At 62.8% G+C, this 25,983-nt stretch carries 26 protein-coding genes and 1 tRNA gene; 10 read left to right on the forward strand and 17 right to left on the reverse strand.

Going from position 1 to position 25,983, the window contains the following annotated elements; translation table 11 throughout:
• The first annotated feature begins 110 nt into the window (after positions 1-110).
• Positions 111-503 (forward strand): Mth938-like domain-containing protein, encoded by a 393-nt coding sequence (locus CCK88_RS04310; protein WP_086470805.1) that lies wholly within the window; start codon positions 111-113, stop codon positions 501-503.
• Positions 503-1,348: a phytoene/squalene synthase family protein gene (locus tag CCK88_RS04315; RefSeq protein ID WP_086469281.1), complete on the forward strand. Its 846-nt coding sequence runs from the start codon at positions 503-505 to the stop codon at positions 1,346-1,348. Before CCK88_RS04310 ends, CCK88_RS04315 begins: the two co-directional genes overlap by 1 nt.
• Before the next feature lie 46 nt (positions 1,349-1,394).
• Here CCK88_RS04315 and CCK88_RS04320 read toward each other — a convergent pair whose 3' ends face one another.
• The 4 genes from CCK88_RS04320 to CCK88_RS04335 all read right to left on the reverse strand — a co-directional run bounded on the left by CCK88_RS04320 (position 1,395) and on the right by CCK88_RS04335 (position 4,121).
• The gene (locus tag CCK88_RS04320; RefSeq protein ID WP_086469282.1) at positions 1,395-1,838 is read right to left on the reverse strand and encodes a YiiD C-terminal domain-containing protein; all 444 of its coding nucleotides are present in this window, start codon (positions 1,836-1,838) and stop codon (positions 1,395-1,397) included.
• Positions 1,835-3,217, reverse strand: coding sequence for a methylenetetrahydrofolate--tRNA-(uracil(54)-C(5))-methyltransferase (FADH(2)-oxidizing) TrmFO (gene trmFO / locus CCK88_RS04325; RefSeq protein WP_086469283.1), 1,383 nt, complete (start codon positions 3,215-3,217; stop codon positions 1,835-1,837). Before trmFO ends, CCK88_RS04320 begins: the two co-directional genes overlap by 4 nt.
• Before the next feature lie 43 nt (positions 3,218-3,260).
• On the reverse strand, positions 3,261-3,821 hold the full coding sequence (locus CCK88_RS04330) for a type 1 glutamine amidotransferase domain-containing protein (protein ID WP_086470806.1): 561 nt from the start codon (positions 3,819-3,821) through the stop codon (positions 3,261-3,263).
• Between the two features lie 150 nt (positions 3,822-3,971).
• Entirely contained in the window at positions 3,972-4,121 is a 150-nt protein-coding gene (locus CCK88_RS04335) for a DUF1127 domain-containing protein (RefSeq protein WP_086469284.1), read from the reverse strand.
• Between the two features lie 616 nt (positions 4,122-4,737).
• Between CCK88_RS04335 and CCK88_RS04340 the strand changes: the two genes are divergently transcribed.
• On the forward strand, positions 4,738-5,634 hold the full coding sequence (locus CCK88_RS04340; RefSeq protein ID WP_086469285.1) for a division plane positioning ATPase MipZ: 897 nt from the start codon (positions 4,738-4,740) through the stop codon (positions 5,632-5,634).
• Positions 5,635-5,641: 7 nt separating this feature from the next.
• On the opposite strand, the gene CCK88_RS04345 is transcribed toward CCK88_RS04340, so the two are convergent.
• Both CCK88_RS04345 and CCK88_RS04350 read right to left on the reverse strand, forming a co-directional pair.
• Positions 5,642-6,058: a winged helix-turn-helix transcriptional regulator gene (locus CCK88_RS04345; RefSeq protein ID WP_086469286.1), complete on the reverse strand. Its 417-nt coding sequence runs from the start codon at positions 6,056-6,058 to the stop codon at positions 5,642-5,644.
• A 113-nt stretch (positions 6,059-6,171) separates the two neighbouring features.
• Positions 6,172-6,741 (reverse strand): DJ-1/PfpI family protein, encoded by a 570-nt coding sequence (locus tag CCK88_RS04350; protein ID WP_086469287.1) that lies wholly within the window; start codon positions 6,739-6,741, stop codon positions 6,172-6,174.
• 165 nt (positions 6,742-6,906) lie between these two features.
• Between CCK88_RS04350 and CCK88_RS04355 the strand changes: the two genes are divergently transcribed.
• Positions 6,907-8,058 (forward strand): D-alanyl-D-alanine carboxypeptidase family protein, encoded by a 1,152-nt coding sequence (locus CCK88_RS04355; protein WP_086469288.1) that lies wholly within the window; start codon positions 6,907-6,909, stop codon positions 8,056-8,058.
• Here CCK88_RS04355 and CCK88_RS04360 read toward each other — a convergent pair.
• Together CCK88_RS04360 and CCK88_RS04365 are read right to left on the reverse strand one after the other, a co-directional pair.
• Entirely contained in the window at positions 8,055-8,288 is a 234-nt protein-coding gene (locus CCK88_RS04360) for a sulfurtransferase TusA family protein (protein WP_244557425.1), read from the reverse strand. The genes CCK88_RS04355 and CCK88_RS04360 overlap by 4 nt on opposite strands.
• Positions 8,278-8,751, reverse strand: a complete 474-nt coding sequence (locus tag CCK88_RS04365) for a CAP domain-containing protein (RefSeq protein WP_086469290.1) — start codon at positions 8,749-8,751, stop codon at positions 8,278-8,280. The genes CCK88_RS04360 and CCK88_RS04365 overlap by 11 nt, the downstream gene beginning before the upstream one ends.
• Positions 8,752-8,929: 178 nt before the next feature.
• Here CCK88_RS04365 and CCK88_RS04370 point away from each other — a divergent pair, with 178 nt between their 5' ends.
• The 3 genes from CCK88_RS04370 (at position 8,930) to CCK88_RS04380 (ending at position 12,200) form a co-directional block, all read left to right on the forward strand.
• Positions 8,930-10,519 (forward strand): sensor histidine kinase, encoded by a 1,590-nt coding sequence (locus CCK88_RS04370; RefSeq protein WP_140048882.1) that lies wholly within the window; start codon positions 8,930-8,932, stop codon positions 10,517-10,519.
• A 97-nt stretch (positions 10,520-10,616) separates the two neighbouring features.
• Positions 10,617-11,639 carry a carbohydrate kinase family protein gene (locus CCK88_RS04375; RefSeq protein WP_170926349.1) on the forward strand — a complete coding sequence of 341 codons (1,023 nt, stop codon included), beginning with the start codon at positions 10,617-10,619 and terminating at the stop codon, positions 11,637-11,639.
• Between the two features lie 105 nt (positions 11,640-11,744).
• Positions 11,745-12,200, forward strand: a complete 456-nt coding sequence (locus CCK88_RS04380) for a PTS sugar transporter subunit IIA (protein WP_086469293.1) — start codon at positions 11,745-11,747, stop codon at positions 12,198-12,200.
• Positions 12,201-12,207: 7 nt separating this feature from the next.
• On the opposite strand, the gene mnhG is transcribed toward CCK88_RS04380, so the two are convergent.
• The 7 genes from mnhG to CCK88_RS04415 all read right to left on the reverse strand — a co-directional run bounded on the left by mnhG (position 12,208) and on the right by CCK88_RS04415 (position 18,582).
• Entirely contained in the window at positions 12,208-12,567 is a 360-nt protein-coding gene (mnhG, locus tag CCK88_RS04385) for a monovalent cation/H(+) antiporter subunit G (protein WP_086469294.1), read from the reverse strand.
• The gene (locus tag CCK88_RS04390; protein ID WP_086469295.1) at positions 12,564-12,845 is read right to left on the reverse strand and encodes a K+/H+ antiporter subunit F; all 282 of its coding nucleotides are present in this window, start codon (positions 12,843-12,845) and stop codon (positions 12,564-12,566) included. Before CCK88_RS04390 ends, mnhG begins: the two co-directional genes overlap by 4 nt.
• On the reverse strand, positions 12,842-13,330 hold the full coding sequence (locus CCK88_RS04395; protein WP_086469296.1) for a Na+/H+ antiporter subunit E: 489 nt from the start codon (positions 13,328-13,330) through the stop codon (positions 12,842-12,844). The genes CCK88_RS04390 and CCK88_RS04395 overlap by 4 nt, the downstream gene beginning before the upstream one ends.
• Positions 13,327-14,964: a monovalent cation/H+ antiporter subunit D gene (locus tag CCK88_RS04400; RefSeq protein ID WP_086469297.1), complete on the reverse strand. Its 1,638-nt coding sequence runs from the start codon at positions 14,962-14,964 to the stop codon at positions 13,327-13,329. Before CCK88_RS04400 ends, CCK88_RS04395 begins: the two co-directional genes overlap by 4 nt.
• A 4-nt stretch (positions 14,965-14,968) precedes the next feature.
• Positions 14,969-15,301, reverse strand: coding sequence for a Na+/H+ antiporter subunit C (locus CCK88_RS04405; RefSeq protein ID WP_086469298.1), 333 nt, complete (start codon positions 15,299-15,301; stop codon positions 14,969-14,971).
• Positions 15,301-18,234 carry a monovalent cation/H+ antiporter subunit A gene (locus CCK88_RS04410; protein WP_425290627.1) on the reverse strand — a complete coding sequence of 978 codons (2,934 nt, stop codon included), beginning with the start codon at positions 18,232-18,234 and terminating at the stop codon, positions 15,301-15,303. The genes CCK88_RS04405 and CCK88_RS04410 overlap by 1 nt, the downstream gene beginning before the upstream one ends.
• A gap of 271 nt (positions 18,235-18,505) precedes the next feature.
• A tRNA-Arg gene (locus CCK88_RS04415) sits at positions 18,506-18,582 on the reverse strand.
• 40 nt (positions 18,583-18,622) lie between these two features.
• Between CCK88_RS04415 and CCK88_RS04420 the strand changes: the two genes are divergently transcribed.
• Both CCK88_RS04420 and prfB read left to right on the forward strand, forming a co-directional pair.
• The gene (locus tag CCK88_RS04420) at positions 18,623-19,156 is read left to right on the forward strand and encodes a peptide deformylase (RefSeq protein ID WP_086469300.1); all 534 of its coding nucleotides are present in this window, start codon (positions 18,623-18,625) and stop codon (positions 19,154-19,156) included.
• Between the two features lie 107 nt (positions 19,157-19,263).
• Positions 19,264-20,386, forward strand: a protein-coding gene (gene prfB / locus CCK88_RS04425) for a peptide chain release factor 2 (RefSeq protein WP_140048883.1) whose coding sequence is annotated in 2 segments (ribosomal slippage) — positions 19,264-19,332 and positions 19,334-20,386 — 1,122 coding nt in all. Because the reading frame shifts where the segments join, the coding sequence is not laid out codon by codon here.
• A gap of 204 nt (positions 20,387-20,590) precedes the next feature.
• On the opposite strand, the gene CCK88_RS04430 is transcribed toward prfB, so the two are convergent.
• Together CCK88_RS04430 and CCK88_RS04435 are read right to left on the reverse strand one after the other, a co-directional pair.
• A complete protein-coding gene (locus CCK88_RS04430) occupies positions 20,591-21,724 on the reverse strand; it encodes a M23 family metallopeptidase (protein ID WP_140048884.1) in 1,134 nt (377 codons plus the stop codon).
• A gap of 79 nt (positions 21,725-21,803) precedes the next feature.
• Positions 21,804-22,283: a peroxiredoxin gene (locus CCK88_RS04435; RefSeq protein ID WP_086469303.1), complete on the reverse strand. Its 480-nt coding sequence runs from the start codon at positions 22,281-22,283 to the stop codon at positions 21,804-21,806.
• Between the two features lie 204 nt (positions 22,284-22,487).
• Between CCK88_RS04435 and CCK88_RS04440 the strand changes: the two genes are divergently transcribed.
• A complete protein-coding gene (locus CCK88_RS04440; RefSeq protein WP_086469304.1) occupies positions 22,488-25,910 on the forward strand; it encodes a YhdP family protein in 3,423 nt (1,140 codons plus the stop codon).
• Positions 25,911-25,983 lie beyond the last annotated feature (73 nt).

The following is a 25,983-nucleotide window of genomic DNA, read 5'->3' on the forward strand; positions in this document are numbered from 1 at the left end:
CTCCTTCACCAGCCATCCGTCCTCGGGCTCGACCCGTGGACCACCATCGGCGCTCACTGACCTCGACCGCCTGCGACAGTGACAGCACAAGCGTCCTCAAGGGAGCGGCAATGATCAGCGACATCACCAGTGCCCACTTTCCCCAGCAGGTCGGCATCGACGCGTATGGGAATGGCGGATTTCGGTTCGCCGAAATGTCCCACAAGGGCTCGTTGCTCTGCCTGCCCAATGGGATGTCCGGATGGTCGGTTTCGTCGCCGGCCGAACTGACGCTCGCCAGCCTCCAGCCCGTCCTCGATCAGGCCGATGACATCGACGTGCTTCTGATCGGCCTTGGCACGGACATCGTGGCCATCGATCCCGCCATCCGCACCGCCTTGCGCGAACGCAGGATCATCGTCGAACCCACCCAGACTGGCGGGGCGATCCGCACCTACAACGTCCTTCTGGCCGAGGAGCGTGCCGTTGCGGCCGCCCTCATCGCCGTGGAGAATGCCCGCTGATGGCGGAAGACAGCTGCACCCACGCCGGTCAGACGCTGCGGGATATGGACCATGACCGGTTTCTCGCAACGCTGGTCGTGCCGCAGACCGCCCGCCCGGGCATCACGGCACTATATGCTTTCAATGCCGATGTCGCCGCGATCAGGGAGCGCGTGTCGGGTCCCCAGCCGGGCGAAATACGCCTGCAGTGGTGGAATGACACTCTTATCGGTGATGGTCATGGCGCAGTTCGCCAGAACCCGCTCGCCGACGCGCTGCTGACCACCATCGAGACCTATGCTCTCCCCGTCGGTACGCTTCAGCGCCTGATCGGCGCGAGGCGCTTCGACCTCTACGACGATCCCATGCCGGATCTTGAAACCTTCGAAGGTTATGCCGGGGAAACGGCATCCACCCTGCTGCAGCTTTCGGCCATGATCCTCAATGGCGGCCGACCGGTGGAGCAGGGGGATGCGGCGGGCCACCTCGGCGTTGCTCAGGCCATGATCGGACACCTGCGTGCCTTCGGCCGCGTGTCGGCGCAGGGTCGCATCATGTTGCCCTGGTCCATCCTCGAAGCCAACGGCGTCCGCGAAGCGGAAATCTTTGCTGGCCAGGACAGCGAGGGGCTGCACGCGGCCCTCAGCCAGATCGCCGAACTCGCCGGGAGCCATCTGGCCAAGGCCCAAACGGCCATCGCCACGCTGCCGGCATCGCTGCGCCCCGCCTTTGCCATCACAGCTGTGCTTGAGCAGCAGGTGTTGGCCTGGCAGCGGCATGCGGCAGGCGCCTTCTCGGTGCCGACCGAAGAGGCCAGTTGGCGAAAGATCGCTCGGCTGACCTGGTGGGCATTGCGGAACCGGTAACGCAACAAGCCCAAATCCGGGGCTTGGTTCGAGACGCCAGGCGTCTCTATCCCTCCAAGATCGACACGAACTCCCCACGCAGCCGCGCCGCGAGCTCACCGGCATATTCGAGATCGGCCGAAACCGTCAGCCGCGCCTTGTGACGCCGCTGCAGGGTATGGATAAAACCACCCCAGTCCGCGCCGTCCAGCCGAGCCACGGCCCGCGCCGTGCCACCGATGGGTCGCAGATACTCCGTCTCAGTCTTGTGGATCACCAGCTGGTTGGCAATGCCTTCGGCTTCGAGCCGCAGATGCAGAACCGACCACGCCGCCAGCAGGCCCAGAACGCCGACACTGCCTCCGAACATCGTGCCGTGCACATTGATATTCGGATTGAGCGGCGCTTCGAGTACCACCTCTTCTGCACTGGCCAACAGCACCGACACATCCATCGCTCGCGAGAGCGGGATGTGCTCGTGCAGATAGGCGACGAGTGCCTGAGGTGTCATGCCCAGGCCTTCAGGTCTTCCAGCGCGCGACCGGTGATGGCGCGCCGCTTGGCGATGGTCTTTTCCGGTCCGCGCCAGCGCTTCACGCCTTCAGGCTTGGTGATCGTCACTTCGGGGAACAGACCGAAGTTGACGTTCATCGGCTGGAAGCTGCGCGCACCGCTATAGGCTTCCGCTTCCATATGACCGCCGGTGATGTGTCCGATCAATGCGCCGAGTGCTGTGGTGACGGGCGGCGTGCCCATCGATCCGCCCAGCGCCTCGGCTGCTGTCAGCCGGCCCGTGATCAGTCCGCATGCCGCGCTTTCGACATACCCTTCGACGCCCGTAACCTGCCCGGCAAAACGGATGCGCGGATCGACCTTCAGTTTAAGATCTGCCGACAAAACCTTGGGTGAGTTGATGAACGTGTTTCTGTGCAAACCGCCAAGCCTTGCGAATTGCGCATTCTCTAGACCCGGGATCATCCGGAAAATTTCGGTCTGCACGCCGTAGCGCATCTTGGTCTGGAAGCCGACCATGTTCCACAGCGTGCCCAGGGCGTTGTCCTGGCGCAGTTGCACGATGGCATAGGGCTTGACGGTCGGGTTGCGCGGGTTGGTCAGGCCCACCGGCTTCATCGGGCCATGTCGCAGGGTTTCCACGCCGCGCTCGGCCATGACTTCGATCGGCAGGCAGCCGTCGAAATAGGGCACCTTTTCCCAGTCCTTGAATTCGTGCAGCGGCGCGGTTTTCAGCGCGTCCACGAAGGCGAAGTACTGGTCCTTGTCCATCGGCAGGTTGAGATAGTCCGCGCCTGTGCCGCCAGGGCCGGCCTTGTCGTAGCGCGACTGCTTCCACGCGATGTCGTGATCGATGCTGTCATAGTGCACGATCGGGGCGATCGCGTCGAAGAACGCCAGCGAATCCTCACCCGTCTTTTCCAGCACTGCCTCAGCGAGGGCCGGGGAGGTGAGGGGGCCCGTTGCGATGATCACGTGCTTCCACTCGCCGGGCGGCCAGCCCGCGATTTCCTCGCGGATCACGGTGATGTTGGGGTGATTGCTGATGGCCTCGGTCACCGCGCTTGAAAAGCCGTGGCGGTCCACGGCCAGTGCGCCGCCGGCCGGCAGCTTGTGCTGGTCGGCCGCGCGCATGATCAGGGAATTGCAGCGCCGCATTTCCTCGTGCAGCAGACCGACGGCGTTCTGCTCATGGTCGTCGGAGCGGAACGAGTTGGAACACACGAGTTCTGCGAAGGCATCGGTCTCATGGGCATCGGTACCCTTGATGCCGCGCATCTCGTGGAGAATGACCTTGGCGCCGGCTTCTGCGGCCTGCCACGCGGCTTCGGATCCGGCGAGGCCGCCGCCGATGATATGAATGGGTTCGTTTGACATGGCGAGCGAGATACCAAGCCCGCCACGTCGGTTCAATCGAAGTTTACGCGGCGCGGTGCTCGTGCCGACCTTCGTTGATCTCCTCGATGATCTTTTGGGAGAAGGCATCGAGGTCGCCGGGGTTGCGGCTGGTGATAAGCCCCTGGTCGGTCACCACGGGGCTGTCTTCCCACTGGCCGCCGGCATTGATCACGTCGGTCTTGATCGAATTGTAGGAAGTAACCTTACGGCCCTTCACGATCCCGGCTTCGATCAATAGCCACGGAGCGTGGCAGATCGCAGCGACAACCTTCTTCTGCGCCCAGAATGCCTGGATGAGGTTGATGACTTCGGGTTCGACGCGCAGCAGGTCAGGGTTGATCTGGCCGCCGGGAAGGACGACGCCATCGTAGTCGTCGACCGAGACATCCCCGATCACCTTGTCGACCGGTACCGAGCGGCCCCAATCCTTCTCGTCCCAACCCTTGATCTCGCCGGCTTCGAGCGAAACGACGTCGACGGTGGCACCGGCCTTGCGCAGGCTGTTGAGCGGCACTTCGAGTTCGGATTGTTCGAACCCGTTCGTGGCGAGGATGGCGATGCGTTTGCCGTTGAGCTCTGGCATGGTTTGCTCCTTGTCATGTGCGTGTGCGGTGCCAACGACAAGGGAGTGGCTTCGTTCCGGCAGCATCGTTCACAACGACCGGCGGATACGAAAACACCCGCGTCTCAGAGAGATGCGGGTGTTCGGTGCGAAGTAATCGGATCGTATCGATTAGAGCGAGTTGGCATGGTCACGAGCAACGCGGCTGATGTCAGTGCGCGAAATGCCCAGATCATTGAGCTGACGAGTGTCGAGAGCTGCGAGCTCACGCACGGTCTGCTGGTAGGCGGCCCACTTCTTGAAAGTCTTGCGAATGTCCATTTGGAAGTCTCCTGTCGTTTGCAAGGAAAGATATAGTCCGGCACAACTCGATCGAGCAGATGGAGATTGGTCAAACTTGCCATGCGTTTTGTGCAAGGCTTGGGCAGTGCTCATTCATTGTTCATTCACACTGGTGGCAATGACATGGCCGCCGGAGCGCTCTCCGGCGGCCACCGAAAGATTTGGCGCGTCGCGCATGGCTCAGCGATCGAATAGCGACTTTGTCATCTTCGCGAACTCGGGGCCGGTAATCCCCAAAACATCGGCATCACGCGTCGATGGAACATCCATTTCCCGCAACGTCTGCCTAATGTCCACGAGGCGCTTCAAGCGCCAGACGGCACGTACAAACATGGGTGTGGTCCCTTGCTGCAGCTTTGACTACGCGGGGACATTGCGCCGCTTCGAACTGGCTGACCAGCGGCGGCGCGACAGGTCGCGCATGCGCTCAATGCATGGATTATTCACCAAACCTTCGCAATTGTGGCAAGCTTGGACGCCTAAACTACGCACTATCCCGAGCGGCGCAGGCATTTGCTTTGGGTTCACCATGTTTTCCCTTGTGCGAAGCGTCCCAAATCAACACACTCCGCGCAACTGATTTGGGGAGTCGACAGTGCGGCAAGGCGCGCATGTCATCGTCGTGGGTAACGAGAAGGGTGGGTCGGGCAAGTCGACCACTGCCTTCCACCTGGCTGTGTTTCTTTTGTATCAGGGCCACAAGGTGGCTTCGATCGATGTCGACAGCCGCCAGCAGACGCTGACCCACTACGTTCGCAATCGCCGGGATTGGGCGCGCGCCAAGGGTCTGAGCCTCCCGCACAGCACGCACTATCATTTGCCGCTCGCACGCGGCGATTCGGCACACGAGAACCATCGCATCGAATTCGACCTGTTCCGTCAGGCCATCGGCGAGGTTGAGGGCAAGTCCGATTTCATCGTCATCGACACGCCCGGCTTCGACACGAACCTGGCGCGGTTGGCACATTCACTCGCCGATACGCTGATCACGCCGGTCAATGACAGCCTCATCGATCTCAGCGTCATGGCGCAGGTCGATCCGATGACCGGTGAGCCGCGCGAACTCAGCCACTATGCGCGTCTGGTGCAGAGGGCGCGCTCGGAGCGTCTGGCGATCGACGGCAAGAACATCGACTGGATCCTGGTCCGCAATCGCATTTCTATGCTTTCCTCACGCAACATGCGCCAGGTGCAGACCATGCTCGAGCGCATCGCCATGCGTCTGGGCTGCCGGGTCGCCGACGGCATTGCCGAGCGTGTTATCTTCCGCTCGCTCTTTTCCACTGGGATGACGGTGTTCGATCCGCTCGACGACGAGCTCCTCGGTGGCGTTCCGTCCATGTCGCATATGAGCGCCCGCCAGGAGTATCGAGCCCTCGTCAATGCGCTTAACCTGCCCGCTAGCCATCGCGCCGAAGCGCGTCGTGAGGTGCTCAACAGCATGCCTCACGACGTCAATCGCTTCGCCCATATGGCGCGGACGGAACAGTAGAGCGCGATCAGCCGCGCGCGTAGGCGATTTTGCGCGGCGTCTCCGCCGTTACCGCCAGTTCGCGCGAATCGTAGATCGCGCGCGCATCGACGATTGCGTGGTGGTTTTCGGCGGACCAGTCCCATAGGGCACTGATCGGCACTTGCAGCGTCTTGCCCAGCTCGGTGAGGCTGTATTCGACGCGGGGTGGCACTTCCGGATAGATGGTGCGCGTCACCAGGCCATCGCGTTCGAGGTTACGCAGCGTCAGCGTCAGCATGCGCTGCGACACTCCGTTGATCATCCGCTTGAGCTCGTTGAAGCGCAGCGTGCCGCTGCGGCCAAGCATGCCCACCACCATCACGCTCCATTTATCGCCGATGCGGTTCAGCACATCCGACATGGCGGAGCAGTTGGCCTGCTGTGAAGTATCGGTCAGGGACATCTGTGCCTCCTTGGAAAGGAACTCAGGCACAAATATAGCCACAGTTACTATCCGTTACTAGCCCGTCGGATGCCGATCGGCACATGCCAGTCATGAACCCATGTGCGGACCGGTCACGCGGCCTGATGTTCTGTGCCATAAAGGCCAAGGTAAAAATCCAGGTCGCCGTTGCGCATGCCCAGAGCCTCGAGCACCGCTCCCGCGAAGCTGACCGGCGCGGTTCCTGGCGCCGTCACGATGCCACCGTCGAGCACGGCGCGCTGTGAGCTGACGTAATGTGCCACGCCGCCATATCCGGTATCCGGCAGACTTTCCGGCCCATTGGCGGTGTGCCTGATTGTGTCGAGCAGACCAGCGCGCGCCAGGGCCATGACACCATCGCAGATCCCGCCGATCGTCTTGCCGGCCGCATGGGCGTTGCGGAGCAGGTCAGAAATATCGGGGTAGTCATCGGTTGACCAGATCGTGCCGCCATTCACCAGGATCGCATCGACGCGATCGATCTCGATGTCTTCCACCGCCATATGGGGCACGACCTTAAGCCCGCCAGCGGAGGTGACCGGCTCTCCACCCGGTGTCGCGAAGCGTGTCTCCAGCCCATAATATTGCCGCGAGGCAGCATTGATCAGCGCTGTTTCCCAGTCTGCATAACCGGGGGTCAGGATCGTCACCAGGGTTGTCATGTTTTCGTCTCCTTCGTCAGAGATTGCACAGTTACATGCGGCGCCGACATTTCGTGTCAGTACCTTCACAGCCCTGTCACCCGCCCCCGCTTTCCTTGAGCTTGTTCGGGTCGGCTGCTAAGAGGGGCGCCGTTTCCCGTCCGATCCGTCTGGAGTCTCTCCACCTTGCCGATTGTTCGCCGTTTCGTTCTCGCCCTGATGCTGTCCCTTACGGCGCTCGCGCCAGCCTGGGCCAATCCGCTGCTGGTGGTCGATCGGGCGACGCTGGACGTACTTTACGCCGAGGATGCGGGCCGCCCGTGGCATCCTGCCTCGCTCACCAAGCTCATGACGGCCTACGTCGTGTTCGAGGAACTCGCGAAGGGCACGGTGACCATGGAGATGCCGGTCACCATTTCCCGCAAGGCTTTCAATCAGGCGCCGAGCAAGTCCGGCCTGCCCGTGGACAGTGCCGTTAGTCTCAAGGACGCGCTTTACATTCTGATCGTAAAATCGGCCAACGACATCGCCGTTGCGATTGCCGAAACCGTCGGCGGCAGCGAGGCGGACTTCGTGTCCAAGATGAACGATGCCGCGCAGCGCATGGGCCTGACGGCGACGCATTTCGTCAATCCACATGGCCTGCACGATCCGGCTCAGGTCACCAGTGCTCGCGACCTGGCGATCATCGCGCTCTACATCGAGCAGTCCTTCCCGCAATACATGCCGATGTTCTCGACTGCCGTTGTCAGGCTCGGCAAGGCACGCCTCGAATCCAACAATGGCCTGCTTGAAGGTTTTGTCGGCACAACGGGGATGAAAACCGGCTACGTCTGCGCGTCCGGCCTCAATATCGTGGCCACCGTCGATCGCGACGGTCGCCGGCTGCTCGCCGTGGTTCTGGGCGGCTCGTCCGGGCGGGAGCGCAACGAGCGGGCAGCCGGTCTTTTCCTTGACGCACTTTCAGGGCGCCTTTCGCCCAAGGGGCAGAGCGTGCTGAGCCTGCCCAATGCGGTGGGCGCAGCACCCGTGGACATGCGTTCGCAGATTTGCGGTGCCGAAGCCAAGGCCTATGTCGCAGCCCAGGAAGCGGCATTTCCGATGGGCCTGAAGGATCAGCCGTCCTATCTCACGGCCGACATCGCTCCCCGCGAGTATACCGCCGTCGATCTTGGACGCCTGCGGGCGGGAATCGCGCTGCCCCGTCCTCGCCCCTCGCATGTTCCGATGTTTACGACGCCAGTGGAAAGCGCAGCCATCGAGGATGTCCTCCGGCCGGCCATTACTGCCGGTGGCCTCGATATCGCGCTGCCGCGTCCGCGCCCGGCCGACCTTTAGGCCGCGCCCTTAGTCACCATGAAGCGCATGCCGTCCGGACCGTCGTCCTGGCTATAGGCATGACCATTCTGCCGACAGTGCAGCGGGATATCTATCTTTGCCATCGGGTCCGTAACGAGGACCGTGATCGCGGTCCCTTCGGCGACTTGCGCCAGCCGCTTTTCCAGTTTCAGGACGGGCAGGGGGCATTTGAGCCCCCTGGCGTCGATCACATCGGCGTCAGTTGCCAAGGACCAGTACCCAGTAGATGCCGTAGCTCGAAGTCGGGTTGTAGGCGACTGCCACGCCCGCCTTTGTCGCCGGTGCGACGAGACCCACGGCGTCGGCTGCATTATTGCGCCAGCCCGAGAATGTTTCGGCAAACGTCGCATAGCCGGCGCTGAGCTTCATCTGAACCAAGGCCTGCGGTTTCGTGGGCGCAGTGTTTGTCTGCGCATACTGGTTTGCCAGTGCCTGCGCGGTGCCGTTGAGGCCCGCATCGGCCACCAGCGGCGGCATGTTGCGGGTGGCGCGGTAGGCGTTGATCAGGCCGATCGCCTGCTGGCTGTCGAGCGTAGCGTTGGGCTGGTCCATGCGCGCCGAAAGGCCGGCGGAAAGCGCGCCGGGCGACGCTGGGCTACCGCCGAAGGACGAGCAGCCGGCCAGCACGAGGGCAACGGCGCCGGCGGTCAGCAGGGCACTTATCTTTGTCATGTCATTCCTTTCGGGGCACTCGTGGGCACTGGCCTTACCATGATCCGCCTTCCGTCCTGTTAATGTGGCGCAACCTGCGGCCGCTGCGGCGAAAAAGCGTCATCGGCGTTGATATCGGCCACAAAACAGGCATGGGGACTTTGCGGGGGAACGAAAGCCTGCAAAAAAGGGCAGGAATGTGGGGGAGGCGACTCTGACGAGGGGGAACATCGCTCGTTCCAGCGAAGTGCGGGCGGCAACCGTTGCTGCCGGCTTCATCGTGCTGTGCGTCGCGGCCTTTGCCAGCGTGTTCGCTTTCTTTGTCTTTCAGGGCATTGCCCAGACACGCACGCAGCTCGAGGAACGATCGCAGGCCGCTGCTCAGGTCGTGGCGACCAATGCCGGCTGGATGGCGCAGGTCGCCAACCAGACCCTGCGGCGCGTCGATGCCATGCTCGGGCCCACCCTCTCCACCGATCCTCAGGTGCTCGAAGCGGCCGTTCAGGGCCTTCCCGGTGATATCGACGTCTACATCATCGATGCCGACGCCAACACGCTCTTTTCCACCGTGGACGGTGCAGAAAATGTCAGCGTAGCCGACCGGGAATACTTCACCGCGCTGGAGGCGGGGGCGACTTCGTATACGTCGGGGATGCTGGTGAGCCGCCTCACCAATCAGAACATCTTCGTGTTTTCGCGCCGGCTCTCTCGCGACGGTTCATTCGCCGGCGCAGTCATGGTGTCGTTCACCGACGCACTGGTGCAATCGTTCTGGTCCTATCTGGACCTTGAGCCTGGATCCACCATCAGTTTGATCCGTCGCGACGGCCTGCTCATGGCCAGGTTTCCCAGCGTCTCCGAAGCGATTGATCTCTCCGACCACGTCCTTATCACCGACTATCTGCCACAGTCCGAAGCCGGGACGTATTTTTCCGAGGCATCGCCGGTGGACGGCATTTCGCGCGTAGTCAGCTATCGCGCCGTGCCGGGCACCGAAATCCTCGCACTGGCTTCCATCGCGACGAACAAGACCTGGGACGACATGCGCGGCGCCATTATTGCCGTGATGATCATCGCAGCCCCGATTCTGGTGGGCCTCATCGTCGGGGGACTGTGGATCATCCGCCTCTTGCGACGCGATGCGGCCCGGCGGGAAGAACTCGAGGCGGCAAACGAGACCAATGTTCTGCTGTTCCGTGAAATCCACCACCGCGTGAAGAACAACCTCCAGTCGGTGCAGTCGCTGGTGCGCATGCAGGACATGCCCAAAAACGCCAAGATCGACCTGCAGAGCCGCCTGAGCGCCATGGCGGCGATGCACGAGCACATCTACAAGCACGACCGCTACGAGGACATCGACGCTCACGACCTGGTGCGTGTCGTGGTTGACGAAGTCATTCATGCCTACGGAGCCGATGTCGCGGTGAACTACGAGCTCGATCACGCACCGGTCGACCGCGACCATGCCACGCCGCTGTCGCTGCTTTTGAGCGAGCTCGTCACCAACGCCCTCAAATATGCCTTTGCCGACGGACGTCAGGGCGCGATCACCGTCACCTTGCGCGACAAGGGCGGCGGGCGCGCTGACCTGATCGTGGCGGATGACGGTGTCGGCATCGGCGAAGTTCCGGACGCGCCGGCCAGCATGGGCCTGCGCCTCATCCGCGGTGTCGTCTCGCAGATGGGCGGCACCTATCGATACGTCTCCGAAAACGGCACGCGGTTTGAAGGCGATCTCGCCCTTGCGACAGGCGGCCATGTGACACGGCATTGGCCCGAACGCGACTGATCGCGTCAAACCCGTGCCCTGCGCCAATGCCCCGCTTGTGTGTTTCCCAATCGCGGGCTACCAGCACCTGATGGCTCGACTTGGCTTTCTTGGCGCAATGAACCGCGACGTTGTCCTGCAGCGGCCCGCCGACGCCGTGTTGCCCGCGCTCGGCGTGATGGCCCCCGCCTTGCTCGAGACGCCTGTCCCCGATGAAGTTGGCGAACGCGGGACGCAGCTCCTGCGCGAACTCGGTGCCGATACCCACTTGGGTGGATCCGCCTTCAATGTCGCGCGCGTCGTCGCCCTTCTCAATGCGGACGCAGCCCACGACCTCGCATTCTTCGGCGTCGCCGGCCGGGTCGATGGGCGCTACCCGCATCGCGAAGCCCTGGCCGAATGGAGCGTGTCGAGCGACTTGGTCCAGTGTTCCGACGCCCCCCCTGCGACTTGCCTTGCCTTGGTCGAACCGCTGGGGCGGACGCTGCTGACCGCGCTGGGCGCGAATGCCGGGATAGCGGCCTGGCTCGAAGCAAATCACCTCGCGCTCGCGTCTGCGATTGCCCAGCGAGACATCATCCATGTCACCTCGTTCCTCGATCCCGCGGCCCCCTTGCTGATCGCTCGGATCCTGCAGTCTGCCAGGGACCTCAATCCCGATATTGCCGTATCTCTCGATCCGGGGATGGGATGGATCGCGCCGGGTGGCGAAGCATTGGAGGCTCTCTTTGCCCAGGCCGACATTCTTCACCTCAATGCCGAGGAGCTCGATTGTCTCGGTGGACGGGGCAACGTCTCCACGATCGGAGCGCAACTCCGTCCTGGCTGGCTGATCGTCACGCGGACCCATCTCGCCGCAACCGTCCATCGGGAGACGGCGGCTGGTTTTCAAAGCACCGCCTTGCCCGAAGCCTCTCCCTTGCCGACCGCTTCGGTTGTCGACGCAACAGGCGCAGGCGACACATTCTGCGGGGGGTTCCTCAGCCTTTACGAAGCTGATCCCGCTCAGGCTCCCGCAGCAGCGGAGCTTGGCTTTTCCCTGGCCCGTCACAAGGTAACGGTCTCCGGCCCACTGTCTGAAGGTACGCTGGCAGGTTGGGTACGACCGGACATTGGGTCGAGGCAGGCCGCGACGAACTAACGCTGCCACTTTGCCCAGCCTCCGGGCACCTAGGCTGGCCATCCCGCGCCGACTGCTTTATCCCTTGTACCCATCTTGGTTGACCAGAGGACCATCATAGCCAACATGAAGCTCGTCGATCTTCTTCCCCCCGAACGCGTTTTTGTGAACATCGATATCGCTGAGCGCGAACAGCTCCTGGCGTTCTTTGCCGAGAAGGCGGGAGCGCTTGGCCTTGTTGGAAGCGACGAATGCTTGCAGGCACTAACCGATCGCGAGGAACTTGGATCCACGGGGCTGGGCAAGGGCATAGCCATTCCGCACGCCCGCATACCGAGCCTTGAAACGCCGGTGGCCATGCTGGCGACGCTGGCGCGCCCGATCGATTTCGACGCCCCGGACCAGGAGCCTATCGATATCGCCGTCATGCTGCTCCTGCCCAAGCAATCGGGCGAACAGATCAAGGTGTTGTCGCAGGTCGCACGCTTTGCCCGGCAGGATTCCGTGGTCGACGAGCTCCGGCGTGCCGACACGACCGAGCAGGTCCTCGTGATCCTCGCGGATGCCGAAGACGACCTCTAGGTTGTCCTCACTGGTCGACAGGCTTTTCCATCACGGCTGGAACTTCGCTTGAGCCCTCGACGCGGTCACGATGGAGCGCGGCGCGCGCCAGCAGCATCAGCGTCACCGGCGTCGTCACATTGACGAAGACGAAGATCAGGAATTCGTGGGCGATGAAACGGTCCTCGCCGATGGTCGACAGGATGGCCGAAGCAGCCAACACCCCGATCGCGCCAAAACTTGTGCCCAGGGTCGGCGCATGGATGCGCTGGTAGAACGAGGGCATGCGGGCCATGCCGATGGCCCCGACCAGCGCCAGAAATGAACCAAACACCACCAGGAAGCCGACGAGAATTGCGGCCCACAGTGGAATATCTTCGAACGTCATTCGATCACCTCGCCGCGCATCAGGAATTTCGCCAGGGCGACCGTGCCGACGAAGCCGAGCAGCCCGATCAGCAGCGCGACTTCGAAATATATGACCGAACCCACGCGCATGCCGAAGGTCACCAGCAGCAGCATCGCTACCACGTACATGGAATCGAGGCTCAGCACGCGATCCTGCGCGCGGGGGCCAATCACGAGGCGCAGCAGCGTGACCAGCATGGCGGCGGCAAGCATCACTTGGGCAATGGCTATGCTCCAGAACAGGATGGCTTGGCTCATCGGAAAATCTCCAGCAGCTGGGTTTCGTAACGGCGCTTGATGGTGTCGATCCACTCCTTCTCGTCGATCAGGTCCAGCACGTGGATGAGAACCGTATTTTCGGCAGGGCTGTATTCGAGCCATGCACTGCCCGGCGTGGCTGTGATGATGCAGGACAGGACGGCCAGCCCCATCGGATCCCTTAGCTCGAGCGGCATCTTGATAAAAGCGGCTGTCGTCTTGCGCCGCTCGCCGGCCATCACGATCCGCGCCACCGCAAGATTGGAGCGCAGGATGTCGATCGTGACCTCTACCAGGAGGCGCAGGATGAGGTCCGGTCGGCGAATGCGCGGCTTGTGCGGCTGCAGACGCGCCATGGCGTGCGAAGCAAAAAACGCGACCACGAAGCCGAAGAGGATATGACCGAGCCCGAACGACTGTTGCAGCAGCAGCCAGACAAGCGTCAGGCCGATGGTGAGGAGCGGAAACGGGAAGATACGGGTCACGGGCTTATCCCTCCGAAAGCGCCTTCGGTCGCGCCACTGCCCATCACTTCCAGCACGTAGTATTCCGGGACGCTGACCAATGCGGCCGTGCTTTCCATGAATTCGAGCACCGATGTCGGCACGATGCTGAGGGCGATGCAAAGCGCCAGCATCACCACGATCGGCAGCATCTCGCTGATGCGGGCCTGTGCCGGGCCTGGCTCGAGCGTCGCCCAGAAGATGTTGATGCCGCTGCGGGCCATGGCGATCAGCACCGCAAGACCGGAGATGATCAGCGTTCCCATCAGCCACCACGCCTCAACCGAAGGCCCGTTGTTGTTGCCACCGAGGGCGGTGCTGAGCATGGCAAACTTGGCGAGGAACCCCGAAAGCGGCGGAAGCCCCGCCAGCAACAGGCAGCAGAGACCGAAGCTGATTCCGAGGAAGGCTGTGCTGGCGGGAATGACGAGACCAGCCTCCTCGTTCTCGGGCTCCTGCTCCTCTTCCTCGCCGTCGCCGAAAGCTTCCATCGTGACCGCGAGGACGTCTGCACCGACAATTCGAGATCGTTCGATAATCTCGATGAGCAGGAACAGCGCGCCGATCGCCAACGTCGAAATGACGAGGTAGAACAGCGCTCCGGCCATGACCCCGGCACCGCCAAAACCGATCGCCGCGAGCAGCGTGCCCGAGGAGACGAGCACAAGGTAGCTTGCAAGCCGCATGCTGGTCTGAGCCGCCATCACCCCGATCGTGCCATAGATCAGGGTAGCGATACCCCCCACGAACAGCACGTTATGGCTGAAGCCGATTACCCCGTCCGCCTCGGCGGCGAACAGCAGGTAGGACAGCCGAAGCAGCGCGTAGACGCCGACCTTGGTCATGATGGCGAACATGGCTGCCACCGGCGCGACCGCGACGGAGTAGGCGCCCGGCAACCAGAAGCTGATGGGCCACATGCCGGCCTTGATCAGGAAGGTGAGGCCGAGCAGACCCAGTCCGGCATTGAGCAATGGGCGGTCGGCAGCAGCGACTTCCGGGATCCGGATTATGAGGTCTGCCATGTTGAGCGTGCCGGTCACGCCATAGATGAGCGCAGCGCTGATCAGGAACAGGAACGAAGCCACGAGGTTGACGGCGATGTAGTGCAGTGCCGCCTTGACGCGCGCGGTACCGCTGCCATGCAGCAGAAGACCATAGGACGCGGCCAGCATCACCTCGAAAAACACGAAGAGGTTGAACAGGTCGCCGGTGAGGAACGCACCGTTGAGACCCATGAGCAGGATCTGCAGGATCGCCGGAAAATTCGGCCCGGCATTGTGCCAGCGGGCGACCGAAAACGTCAGCGTCGCCATGCCCAGGATGGCTGTGACCAGCACCATCAGGGCCGACAACCGGTCTGCCACCAGCACGATGCCGAACGGCATGGGCCAGTCGCCCAGCGCATAGGTCTTGATCAGCTCGGAGTCTGAGGGCCCGAAATGCACGGTCGGCACCACGAGCAGGATGGCTACGCCGACAAGCATGGCTGTCGAGACGAGGCCGATCGTCACCTTGGCGGTGCGGAAGCGGTCGTCGAGCAGCGTCAGCACGACGGCTGTCGCCAACGGCAGCAGGATCGGGAGGATGACGAGATGATCGAAGATACTGGTCATGCTATCACTCCCGTCCATCGACATGGTCGGTGCCGGTGAAGCCGCGGGCGGCCAGGAGCACGACGAGGAACAGCGCCGTCATGGCAAAGCCGATGACGATGGCGGTCAGTACCAGGGCCTGGGGCACCGGATCGGTATAGGCGGCCGGATCCTTGACCGCCGTGTCGAGCACGGGCGCGGCATCGATCCGCAGCCGGCCCATGCTGAAGATGAAGAGGTTGACCGCATAGGAGATCAGCGACAGGCCGATAATCACCTGGAAGGTTCGGGGCCGCAGCACCAGGTAGACGCCCGATGCGGTGAGCACGCCGATGGCGATGGCGAGGACGATTTCCATCAGCGGGCTCCTCCGTCTTCGGCCACCGGCGCGGCCTTGCGGCGCGCGGCTCGGCTGACCCTTGGTGAACGCACCGATTGGTGGGCGAGGGCGATGAGGATCAGGACTGTCGAGCCGACGACCAGCAGGAACACGCCGAGATCGAAGATCAGCGCCGTCGCTAATGGCACGCGGCCGATCCAGGGAATTTCCGCATACTGGAAGTAGGTCGTGAGGAACGGATAGCCGAACAACCATGACCCGACGCCCGTCAGCAGCGCGATGCCGAGGCCCGAGCCGATCCAGATCACCGGGAGGATCCGCAACCGGTCTTCCACCCAGCGCGTGCCGCCCGCCATGTATTGGAGGATGAACGCGATCGACATGGTGAGGCCACCGACAAAACCGCCGCCCGGCAGGTCATGGCCGCGCATGAACAGATAGACCGCAACCACGATGATGACCGGGAACAGCCACTGCATGATTTGCGACGGCACGAGCAGGTAGGCCGCTACCGTGTCGCCAGGATTGCGCTCCGGCCGGCTTTCGTCGAAGGCGTTCTGCGCCAGCTGCTGCTGGGTTTTCCCAAGGCTCTCGGCTGCCGGGCGGAAGCGGCGCAGCAGCGCGAATACGGTAAGCGCCACCACCCCGAGCACCGCGATTTCGCCAAAGGTGTCGAACGCTCGGAAATCCACCAGCATGACGTTGACGACATTGGTGCCGCCGCCCTGGCTATAGGCGTTATCGAGAAAGAAGCTGGCAATCCCGTCAACCGCCGGGCGCGTCATGATGAGATAGGACATCAACGCCAGCCCGATGCCGGCAATGGCGGCAACGATCATGTCGCGATAGCGGCGGAAGCGATCGCGTGCCTGCGCGTCGATCGAAAGGGTCGGCAGCCGCTGTGGCAGCCAGCGCAGGCCAAGCAGGATCAGCACCGTGGTCGCGATTTCGACGACGAGCTGCGTCAGCGCCAGGTCGGGCGCGGAGAACCAGACAAAGGTCATGCAGGTCACGAGCCCCGCGCCGCCCAGCAGGATCAGCGCCGCGAAGCGGTGGAACTTGGCCTGATAGGCTGCGGCCAGGGCGCAGGCGCCGCCGACGCCCCACATCAGCGCAAAGACCGGATCGAACGCCGTCACCGGCATCGCCACGGCGCCGATCCGGTTCCATAGGGGCACCGCTCCCGCCAGGATGGCGAGCGCGACGATGATCAGCAATTGCGGCTGCAGCCGGCGCGTCCCAAGCCAGGTATTGAGCGCGCGTGCCCACCGCCAGGTCACGGTCACGAGTACCTTTTCGAAAATGCGCTGTCCGCGGAAGCGATGGAGCAGTGGCGTGCCATCCTGACCCGAGGCGAGATACCTGAAAAGCGCCAGATAGAGCAGCACCCCGCCGACCAGCGCCACGATGCTCATGATCAGCGGCAGATTGAAGCCGTGCCAGACCGAAAGGCTGTAATAGGGAACATCGTCGCCGAGCACGGACGTCACGGCAGCCGCCAGATACGGCCCGATGGTGATGCCCGGAATGATGCCGACCGCCAGGCAGATCAGCACCAGCAATTCGATTGGACGGCGCATCAGGGCAGGGGGCTCGTGCGGTTCCTTGTCGAGCCCCTCTGGAGGCGGGCCGAAGAACACCCCATGCACAAAGCGCAGCGAATAGGCGACGCTGAACATGCCGGCAATGGTCGCCCCCACAGGCAGCGCCAGGTTGACGAAGATGTTGGGGTCGTACTCCGCCGTCTCGGTAAAGAACATTTCCTTGGATAGGAAGCCGTTGAGCAGCGGCACACCGGCCATCGCCGCGCTGGCGATCATGGCCAGCGTCGCGGTGAAGGGCATGAACCGGTAAAGCCCGCTGAGGCGCCGGATGTCGCGCGTACCGGTCTCGTGGTCGATGATGCCCGCGGCCATGAACAGCGACGCCTTGAACGTCGCGTGGTTGGCAATGTGGAACACCGCCGCGACCAGCGCCAGCGGCGAGCTCATCCCCAGCAGCGTCGTGATCAGCCCCAGATGACTGATGGTCGAATAGGCGAGCAGTCCCTTGAGGTCACGCTGGAACAGTGCAGCATAGGCGCCGATCATCAGCGTGATGAGACCGGCGAAAGTGACGATCCAGAACCAGGCATCGGTGCCGGCCATGACCGGCCAGAACCGCACGAGCAGGAAGACGCCCGCCTTCACCATGGTGGCTGAATGCAGATACGCCGAGACCGGTGTCGGCGCCGCCATCGCATGGGGGAGCCAGAACTGGAACGGGAATTGCGCGCTCTTGGTCATCGCCCCGAGCAGCATCAGCACCAGCGCGACGGTATAAAGCGAATGGTCGCGGATGGTGTCGCCCGATGCGAGGATGACGTCGAGGTCGTAGCTGCCCACGATTTGCCCGATCACCAGAAGGCCTGCGAACAGCGCCAGACCACCGGTTGCCGTCACGATCAGCGCCATGCGCGCGCCGTCGCGGGCGTCGCTGCGATGGTACCAGTAGCCGATGAGCAGGAAGGAGATGACGCTGGTCAGCTCCCAGAAGATGGCCAGCTGGATGATATTGCCTGCCGTCACGAGCCCCAGCATGGCGCCCATGAAGGCCAGCAGGAACGCGAAGAAGCGCGGCACCGGGTCCTTGGGGGACATGTAGTACCGCGTATAGAGAACCACCAGAAAGCCGATTCCGGTGATCATCACGCAGAACAGCCAGGCGAATCCGTCCATCCGGAAGATCAGGTTCAGCCCCAGCGATGGCAGCCATTCGATCTCGTGCCTGATCACGCCGCCATCGGCGATCTGGGGGTAGAGCGCTATCGAAATACCCAGGAGAACTAGGCTCAATATCCCCGAAAGCCAGGCTTCGGCGTTGCGCGCAGTCGCTGGAAATGATGCAGCGATCAGGGCCGTCACGAACGGCGCGGCGACGACAAAGAGGAGGATATGGGCTGGCAGCATCAGCGGTATGACTGACCTTTCTGGTTGGTGGAAATCGGTAGGTGATTCAAATCCTTGTATGATCTTGACACAAAAAGCGTGATCGCGCCCCGATGATCAAGACACCTTGGACGAAATGGGACAACAAGCCACAGTAATTCCCGAATGTGTCTCCCCAGGATGAACCTTAGAAGACTGCCCGGCGCGAACAAGCGCAATTCGTGAAATTGATTGCAGGCCAGAGCGCGCAGCGCCACACGGCGAGCGGGACATGCATCTTTGCGCTAGATTGGGCTGGTGATCCCGGCGGGATTCGAACCCACGACCCCAGGATTAGGAATCCTGTGCTCTATCCTGCTGAGCTACGGGACCAGCCGAGTTCGACCTACCAGCAGGGGCCGGGACTTGCAAGATGAACAAGGAAAATGCCGCAATGGCCGATGCCTCGCCCCGCTTTATTTCCTGGCCGGATGAACGCCTGCAACGTGCGGCTGTCATGAGGCCTCCCGATGACCGGATGCGCAGTGTCGGCATGGCACTTCTGGATGCGGCACAGGCCGTCCAGGCCTATGGCCTGGCTGCCCATCATTTGGGACATGTCGAGCCGGTCGCGGTCGTGAGCATCGCCGACCCGTCCGCGCGCGACTACCGGATCCTCTACAATCCGTGCGTAATCGAACTCGGGGACGCCATGGAGGCTGGCAAGGAGGGCTCGGTGTCCATGCCCGGCATCGAGGTCGACGTTGTGCGGTCCGAACGGGCGATCATCGCCTGTCAGGACGACACCGGCGCCGCCGTCCGTATGGATCTCGACGGCTTCCCGGCCCGCGTCGCCCAGCATGAGATCGATCAGGTCAACGGCGTCTTCTTTCTTGCGCGCTTGTCGCGCCTCAAGCGCGATGCCGCCATCAAGCGCTTTTCTAAGCTCGGGAAGCGCATGGGTTGATCCGTCGTGTCGCGTCCGTTAAACGGGGCGCCTGATTGACTTGAGCGTTTCCAGCAAAATGAACGACCGGTTTTGCGGTTCGGAAACGCGACGAACTAGGAACAAAAATGCGCACGGAAATCGAAAAGACCGTTGCCGAAATCGAGCAGGTTCTGACCCTGCTGAGGAGGCATCTTTGACTGGGATACCGCACAACTCCGCCTCGACGCGCTGAACGCGCAGACCGAATCTCCCGATTTCTGGAACGATCCGGAAAAGGCCCGCGTCACCATGCGCGAGCGCGATGAACTCGATGTGGCCGTCAAGACGGTGCGCGAGCTCGAATCCGGCATTTCCGACAATGTCGAACTGATCGAACTGGGTGAAGCCGAAGGCGATGCCGAGATCGTCAAGGATGCCGAACAGGCTCTGATCGATCTCAAGGGCACTGCCCGCCGCACCCAGATCGAGACCCTGCTGTCCGGCGAAGTCGACAGCAACGACTGCTATGTGGAAATCCACTCCGGCGCCGGTGGCACCGAGAGCCAGGATTGGGCCAACATGCTCCTGCGCATGTATACCCGCTGGGCCGAACGCCGGAAGATGAAGGTGGAAGTGCTCGAAATGCATGACGGCGAAGAAGCCGGCATCAAGTCGGCGACCATCCAGATCAAGGGCCATAATGCCTATGGCTGGCTCAAGACGGAAAGCGGCGTCCACCGCCTCGTGCGCATCAGCCCCTATGACTCGGCAGCCCGCCGCCACACCAGCTTCTCGAGCTGCTGGGTCTATCCGGTGATTGATGATTCCATCGAGATCGAGATCCGCGAAGCCGACCTCAAGGTCGACACCTACCGTGCCTCCGGTGCCGGCGGCCAGCACGTGAACACCACCGATTCGGCCATCCGCATCACCCACGTGCCCTCGGGGATCATCGTGGCCTGCCAGCAGGAACGCAGCCAGCACAAGAACCGTGCAACGGCCATGGCCATGCTGAAATCCCGTCTCTACGAGATGGAACTGCAAAAGCGCGAAGAGGCGGCCAACGCCCAGGCGGCCAACAAGACCGATATCGGCTGGGGCCACCAGATCCGCTCCTACGTCCTGCAGCCCTATCAGATGGTCAAGGACCTGCGGACAGGCGTCGAAAGCGGTCAGCCCTCGGTCGTGCTCGATGGCGACCTCGACGAATTCATGGAAGCCGCTCTCGCCCAGCGCGTTGGCGTTGCCACAGACGTCACCGGCGACTGATCACCTCAAAACGACAAACCCCGGCCGCCTGGCCGGGGTTTTTGTTTACTTGGGCTTTCTGCCCCCACGCGCACCGTTCCGCCCTCTGGCCAGACCCGAGGGCCACCCGCCACACCACCGCACTTTGCAAGAAAGCCCTCGGATCCAGTCCGAGGGCAGACCATGGTGGTGACATCGCATCAGCCGGGTCGATACTCGGCCCAGCTACCCAAGCATGGCCAGGATACGCTTTCCGGTATCCAGGAACGGTTTAGGATCGAGGCTTTTATCGCCGCGATGCACTTCGAAATGCAGGTGTGGTCCGGTCGATCGGCCGGTTGAGCCAACCTTGGCGATCGGGGTGCCCGTCTGCACGGACTGCCCCTGGCGTGCAAGATAGGCGCTCAGATGCGCGTAGCGCGTAATCAGCCCGTTGCCATGGTCCACTTCGACCACTTTGCCGTAGCCGGATTTCTCGCCCACGAAGGTCACGACCCCATCGGCCGCGCTCAGCACGGCAGTTCCGGTCGCCGCGGCGAAGTCCAGGCCCGAATGAAAGGCCCGCGCGCCAGTAAATGGGTCCTTGCGATTGCCATAGCCGGAGCTCTGCCGGAAGTTGCCCGTTATCGGCATGTGCACCGGCGCGACGCTGAGGCTGTCCCGCGCGGCCTGGTAAAGCATCAGCGCATCCATGACCGCATTGGCGTCTTCGATCATCGGCACGCTTGCAAGGGCGTCATCTGCCGCGATGAACGGGCCACCGACGCCGGCTGGCTGCGTGTCGGGCAGGTCGAGCGTGATGCCGAGCTTGCCCAGTTCGCTGACGATGCCGGCCGTGCGTTCTGTTGCGGCCACGGCGATGCCGGTCATCGCCATCTGTGTTTCGTCCATCATCTGCGCCACGCTGGCTGCGGTGGCTGCGACATCCGGATTGCCTGAATGCGTCGTTTCCAGCGAAAGTTCGAGTGGCGCGTCCTGCGCCGGCGTAACGGCCGCAATGCCGAGCTGGTCGGCCTTCGTCACCAGGGCCCGGACGAGCTGATGCTGCTCGAGCAGCACTTCCTGTTGTGCCGACAATTCCTGCAGCTGCAGGTTCATGTCGCCGGCTTGGGCGTAATTACGAGAGTGCAACCGGTCGATCTCGACGCGCATCTGCGCCAAACGGTCTTCATAGGCGGAAAGCACGAGTTCGTTCTGTCCGCCGAGCAGCCGGGCAATATCGGGAGCCATCATCAGGGCCGTACCCGTTACGGCGTTACCGCCAAGCAGCACCGCGAACATGCCGTAGAACAGGGCAGGGCGGATACCGCGACGGCTGGGTCTGTGCCCTGTGCTGTCCGAAATGGCTGAATGACGCACGCCACGATCCCCGAAACACGCCAACTATGGTTATCGGAGTGTGCGCTGGCTTGGTTAAGAAGCCGCAAACTTCGGGAAATTACTGATCTGGCGGCAGTGCGTCGAGGGCCGCAAGCACCTTGGCCGCATGCCCTTTGATGCGTGTCGCTCTGATGATCCGCGCAATACGGCCGCTTCTGTCGATGATGAAGCTGGTGCGCACGAGGCCCATGAATTCCCGGCCATAAAGCTTCTTGAGCTGCCAGAGCCCGAAGGCCTCGATCGTCGTTCTCTCGGGATCGGCGCCCAAAGGGGTGGCCAGGCCATATTTGCCGCGAAACTTCACATGACTGTCGATGGTATCAGGTGAAATGCCCACCAGCACCGTATCGCGCGCCGCAAATTCTCCTGCCAGCGCGGAAAACTCCTGGTTTTCGTCAACGCAGCCGCCCGAGTCGTCTTCGGGGTAAAAGAAAAGAACCGCGCGGCGGCCGGCGAGGTCTGCCTTGGCCAAAGTCGTGCCGTCATCCCGCGCGATGGAAAAGTCGGGAGCGGCATGTCCTTCTTTGAGATGTGTCATCGCGGTTCCTGGGTTTGCGGATGAATAGAGGGTGTCGGCGTCACATTCCAGCCGGTATCATCTTCCAATTCACCGCAGGGGGCGGATGATTCTGATTGGGCAGGGCCACATAACCTGCCTGTCATCGGCGTGGCGGCAGTGAACGAAGCGACAGTACCAGAATCGTCTCCAGAGTTGGACCCGCCCAAGCCGCCCCCGAAACGGATGCGGCGCCTTCGACGCGTCCTCACCTGGGTCCTGGGCCTGCCGTGTCTGGTCGTCCTGATCCTCTATGCGATCATGCTTTTCACCCCGATCCGCATACCGTTTACCGGCAGCGCGATCCGGTCGCTCGTCCAGAATTTCGTCCCGCCGACCGCGGACCTGCAGATGGGCGATATGGCCTTGGCGCTCGAAAACGGCGTCTGGCCCGTGATCCGCTTCTCACCGGTCGAGTTTTCCGACAGCAAGTCGGGCGCCCGTATCGGCATGGAAGCGCTCGAGGTCGGCTTTTCTCCGGCGCGTGCCCTGTTCGGGCAGCCTGGCACGACGGTGACCATCGTCGGCCCGCACGTGCAGATCATCCAGGACCTCTATGGTCCGCGTCCCGGTACGCTCGAGGTGGTCGACGATCCCAATGGCGGCCCTGCGACCGTGCGCGTGCTTGAAGGCGACGACGCTTTCCCGGCGGTCGCGATCTCGTCAGAGGGCATTTCGTTCGACGAGGGAATCGTCCCTCCCATGCGCTCGGACAATGACTGGCTGATCTACAATCTCGAAGCCAGCGAAGTGGCCATCGCCGACTTGGTCGAGCAGATCGGTCAGGGACGCTTCTCGCGGCTGGTCATTCGCGATGGTCACGTCGACATGGCTGATCCGCTTTATGGCTTGTTCCGCCAATTCAGGAATATCTCGCTCGAGATCGGCGCAGTGCCGGGGCAACAGAGGGTGAGCGGCGAATTCTCTGCCCGCATCGGTGCCCGCACCGTCTTCGGTACGATCGATCGCTCCATTGACGAGGACGGCACGCGCCGCCTCCAGTCCGATATCACCAACCTCGACTTTTCCGCCTTCGTGCCCTTCGTGGACGACAGCACCAGCATCGCCGCGCTTCCGGGCGCCGGCGCTCTGTCGATCGACGTCACCTTTACCCCGGACGAGGGCAAGCTCGTCGGCGGCGCCTTCAAGATCGATCTGACCGGGCTCGACCTGCGCCTGGGCACCGATCATTTTCCGGTCGCCAGTTCCATTCTTGATATCAACTGGGAGCCCGCATCCGGTCAGTTCCGCATGGAAGAGGGCGCGCTCAAGATCGGGCAGAGCAGCGCCCTTGTCTCCGGCGTCTTCGTGCTCGGCCTCGACACCACCTATGGTCCTACCATCGGCATGTCCATTCATGCCCGCGACGTCGCCATCCACCCCGATGACATGGACGCGCCAGCGGCGCCCTTCGAAACGGTGGAATTCTCGGGCTGGTCGACGCCGCTCTACGGCGCCCTCGGCATTGACAGGCTGACTGCACGCCGCGGCGACGCCGTGGTGGAAACGGCTGGCCGCATGGACTTGCTGCAGTCCGGCATCGGCCTCGACATGACCGTGGCCGGGCAGGGCGTGTCGGCCGACGACTTCAAGCGCCTGTGGCCCTACATCATGGGCAAGGAGAGCCGCGACTGGTTCGTCGCCAACGTTACCGACGGCCGGGTGAAGAGTGCCCGCATGCGGTTCAACTTTCCCGTCGGCAGCTTCGGCATCGGCGGCGAGGACAAGCCCATTCCCGAAGACAGCATGCAGATTGAGATCGTCGGCGAAGAGGTCGCGATCAAGCCGACCCCGGAAATGTCGCCCATCGTCATAGCCGGCGACACCCGTCTGCGCGTCGACGACGAAAACGTCTCCATATCCGGCGGCGGCGGCACGCTTGAAACCGAAAGCGGCACCATCAGCGTGACCAGTCCGGCGCTCGTGATGGACAATTCCGCCGCCGGTGAAAGCATCGTCGAAATCTCGGGCGACCTCAACGCGCCGATCCCCGCGCTTTTGGCCCTCGTCAAGCAGCAGCAACCCGATGCCTTGGCCAGCGCCGAATTGCCCATCGATCTCGATAGCCTCACCGGCACCGTCGATCTCGGACTTGTCGCCACCATCGCACTGGGCGACGAGGATGCCGGCCGCGCCATGGACATCGACTACGTGGTCAACGGCACGGTGACCGACTTTGCCAGCGCCGACCCGATCGAGGGCCGCATCATCGGCAACGGCCAGCTCTCCTTCTCGGCCAATCAGGATGGCTACCAGCTCGGCGGCAAGGCCACCATCGACGACATGGAGGCCGACATTTCCGTTGCCGGTGCCATGGGTGCCGATCCGGTGTTCCGCCTGCAGTCGACGCTGGCCGTGGCCGATCTCGCCGGCATGGGCTTCGATGCCTCCGAGTTCCTCGACGGGCAGGTCCAGTTCGTCGCCCAGCCCTTGGCCGACGGCGCGCTGCAGATGACCGTCGATCTCGAAGGCGCCAGCCTCGACATCAGGGACCTCGGGATCTCCAAGCGCGTTGGTACGCCAGGGCAGCTCAGCGCCATCGTCCGCCCCGATGGCGAGGTGACGCACCTTGAGGATATCGCCCTCAGTTTCGGGACTGTCCGCCTCAACGGCACGCTCGACTATCACGCCACCGATGGTCTCGTTTCCGCCAGCTTCACCGATTTCGCCCTGAGCGAGGGCGACAGCGCAACCGTCAGCCTCACGCCCACGGACAACGGCTTTGCCGTCCGCATCCGTGGTGCGCAACTCGATCTGAAGCCGGTTCTGGGGCGCTTCTTCAGCCTCAACCAGGGCAGCGGCGGCGTTCAGTCCACCCAGTTCAGCCAGTCCCTGGTGCTCGACGTGCAGCTCGACCGGGCCATCGGCTACTACGCAACGACCGCCTTCAACATCGATCTCGACATGTCCCTGCGCGGCGTGAACCTCAGCCGCGTCAATCTCACGGCACAGTTCGACGAGGGCAATGCGCTCTCGATCACCACCAACCCGGCGCCCAACGGTCGCACGCTGTCCATGGCCTTCAACGACGCCGGCACGGTTCTCCGGCTCCTTGGCATCTATTCGCAACTGGCGGGCGGCTCGGGCAGCCTGGTCATGACCACCGATCGCAACGTCAACGCCGAGGCCGGTCAGCTCGTCATGCGCAACTTCGCTATCGTCGACGAGGACAACGTCGTTCAGATCCTTGGCAATCACTCCGACTCGCGCGCTGCCATCGCCGCGTCGAACCGCCTCGATTTCCGTGCTGCCCAGGTCGATTTCATCCGCTCCAGCGACCGCGTCGAGGTCACCGATGCCGTTCTCGCCGGCGATACCGTGGGCGGCACCATGCGCGGCTTCATCTACACCGATCAGCGCCGCTACGACCTCACCGGCACTTACGTTCCGCTCTTTGGCCTCAACAACATCTTCCAGCAATTGCCCGTGCTGGGTCCGCTGCTTGGCGGCCGCAACGGCGAGGGCTTGGTCGGCGTCACCTTCGCGGTGCGTGGCCCGCTCGACCAGCCGCAATTCCTCGTCAATCCGCTGTCTATCCTGGCGCCCGGCTTCCTGCGCGAACTCTTCGAATTCCGCGCCCGCGAACTCCCCCCGGCGCCCGCGCAATAGCCAAGGGCACCGCCGTCGCGATGCCCTTGCCTTGATGCCTCCACCCCCAACCGTACCACCCTCGGATCGCGTC

The organism is Devosia lucknowensis, assembly GCF_900177655.1.
In the GTDB taxonomy this organism is placed as follows: domain Bacteria; phylum Pseudomonadota; class Alphaproteobacteria; order Rhizobiales; family Devosiaceae; genus Devosia; species Devosia lucknowensis.

Bases quoted from the DNA above. Each gene is read 5' to 3' on its own strand.
- CCK88_RS04390 (WP_086469295.1), bottom strand. From the start codon at position 12,845: ATGAGCCAAGCCATCCTGTTCTGGAGCATAGCCATTGCCCAAGTGATG.
- CCK88_RS04335 (WP_086469284.1), bottom strand. From the start codon at position 4,121: ATGGACATTCGCAAGACTTTCAAGAAGTGGGCCGCCTACCAGCAGACC.
- CCK88_RS04405 (WP_086469298.1), bottom strand. From the start codon at position 15,301: ATGGAAATCGTCCTCGCCATCGCCATCGGCGTGCTCACCGCATCGGGC.
- CCK88_RS04380 (WP_086469293.1), top strand. From the start codon at position 11,745: ATGAAGCTCGTCGATCTTCTTCCCCCCGAACGCGTTTTTGTGAACATC.
- CCK88_RS04345 (WP_086469286.1), bottom strand. From the start codon at position 6,058: ATGTCCCTGACCGATACTTCACAGCAGGCCAACTGCTCCGCCATGTCG.
- CCK88_RS04400 (WP_086469297.1), bottom strand. From the start codon at position 14,964: ATGACCAGTATCTTCGATCATCTCGTCATCCTCCCGATCCTGCTGCCG.
- trmFO (WP_086469283.1), bottom strand. From the start codon at position 3,217: ATGTCAAACGAACCCATTCATATCATCGGCGGCGGCCTCGCCGGATCC.
- CCK88_RS04320 (WP_086469282.1), bottom strand. From the start codon at position 1,838: ATGACACCTCAGGCACTCGTCGCCTATCTGCACGAGCACATCCCGCTC.
- CCK88_RS04420 (WP_086469300.1), top strand. From the start codon at position 18,623: ATGAACAAGGAAAATGCCGCAATGGCCGATGCCTCGCCCCGCTTTATT.
- CCK88_RS04365 (WP_086469290.1), bottom strand. From the start codon at position 8,751: ATGACAAAGATAAGTGCCCTGCTGACCGCCGGCGCCGTTGCCCTCGTG.
- CCK88_RS04310 (WP_086470805.1), top strand. From the start codon at position 111: ATGATCAGCGACATCACCAGTGCCCACTTTCCCCAGCAGGTCGGCATC.
- CCK88_RS04435 (WP_086469303.1), bottom strand. From the start codon at position 22,283: ATGACACATCTCAAAGAAGGACATGCCGCTCCCGACTTTTCCATCGCG.
- CCK88_RS04375 (WP_170926349.1), top strand. From the start codon at position 10,617: ATGAACCGCGACGTTGTCCTGCAGCGGCCCGCCGACGCCGTGTTGCCC.
- mnhG (WP_086469294.1), bottom strand. From the start codon at position 12,567: ATGACGTTCGAAGATATTCCACTGTGGGCCGCAATTCTCGTCGGCTTC.
- CCK88_RS04350 (WP_086469287.1), bottom strand. From the start codon at position 6,741: ATGACAACCCTGGTGACGATCCTGACCCCCGGTTATGCAGACTGGGAA.
- CCK88_RS04440 (WP_086469304.1), top strand. From the start codon at position 22,488: ATGCGGCGCCTTCGACGCGTCCTCACCTGGGTCCTGGGCCTGCCGTGT.
- CCK88_RS04315 (WP_086469281.1), top strand. From the start codon at position 503: ATGGCGGAAGACAGCTGCACCCACGCCGGTCAGACGCTGCGGGATATG.
- CCK88_RS04330 (WP_086470806.1), bottom strand. From the start codon at position 3,821: ATGCCAGAGCTCAACGGCAAACGCATCGCCATCCTCGCCACGAACGGG.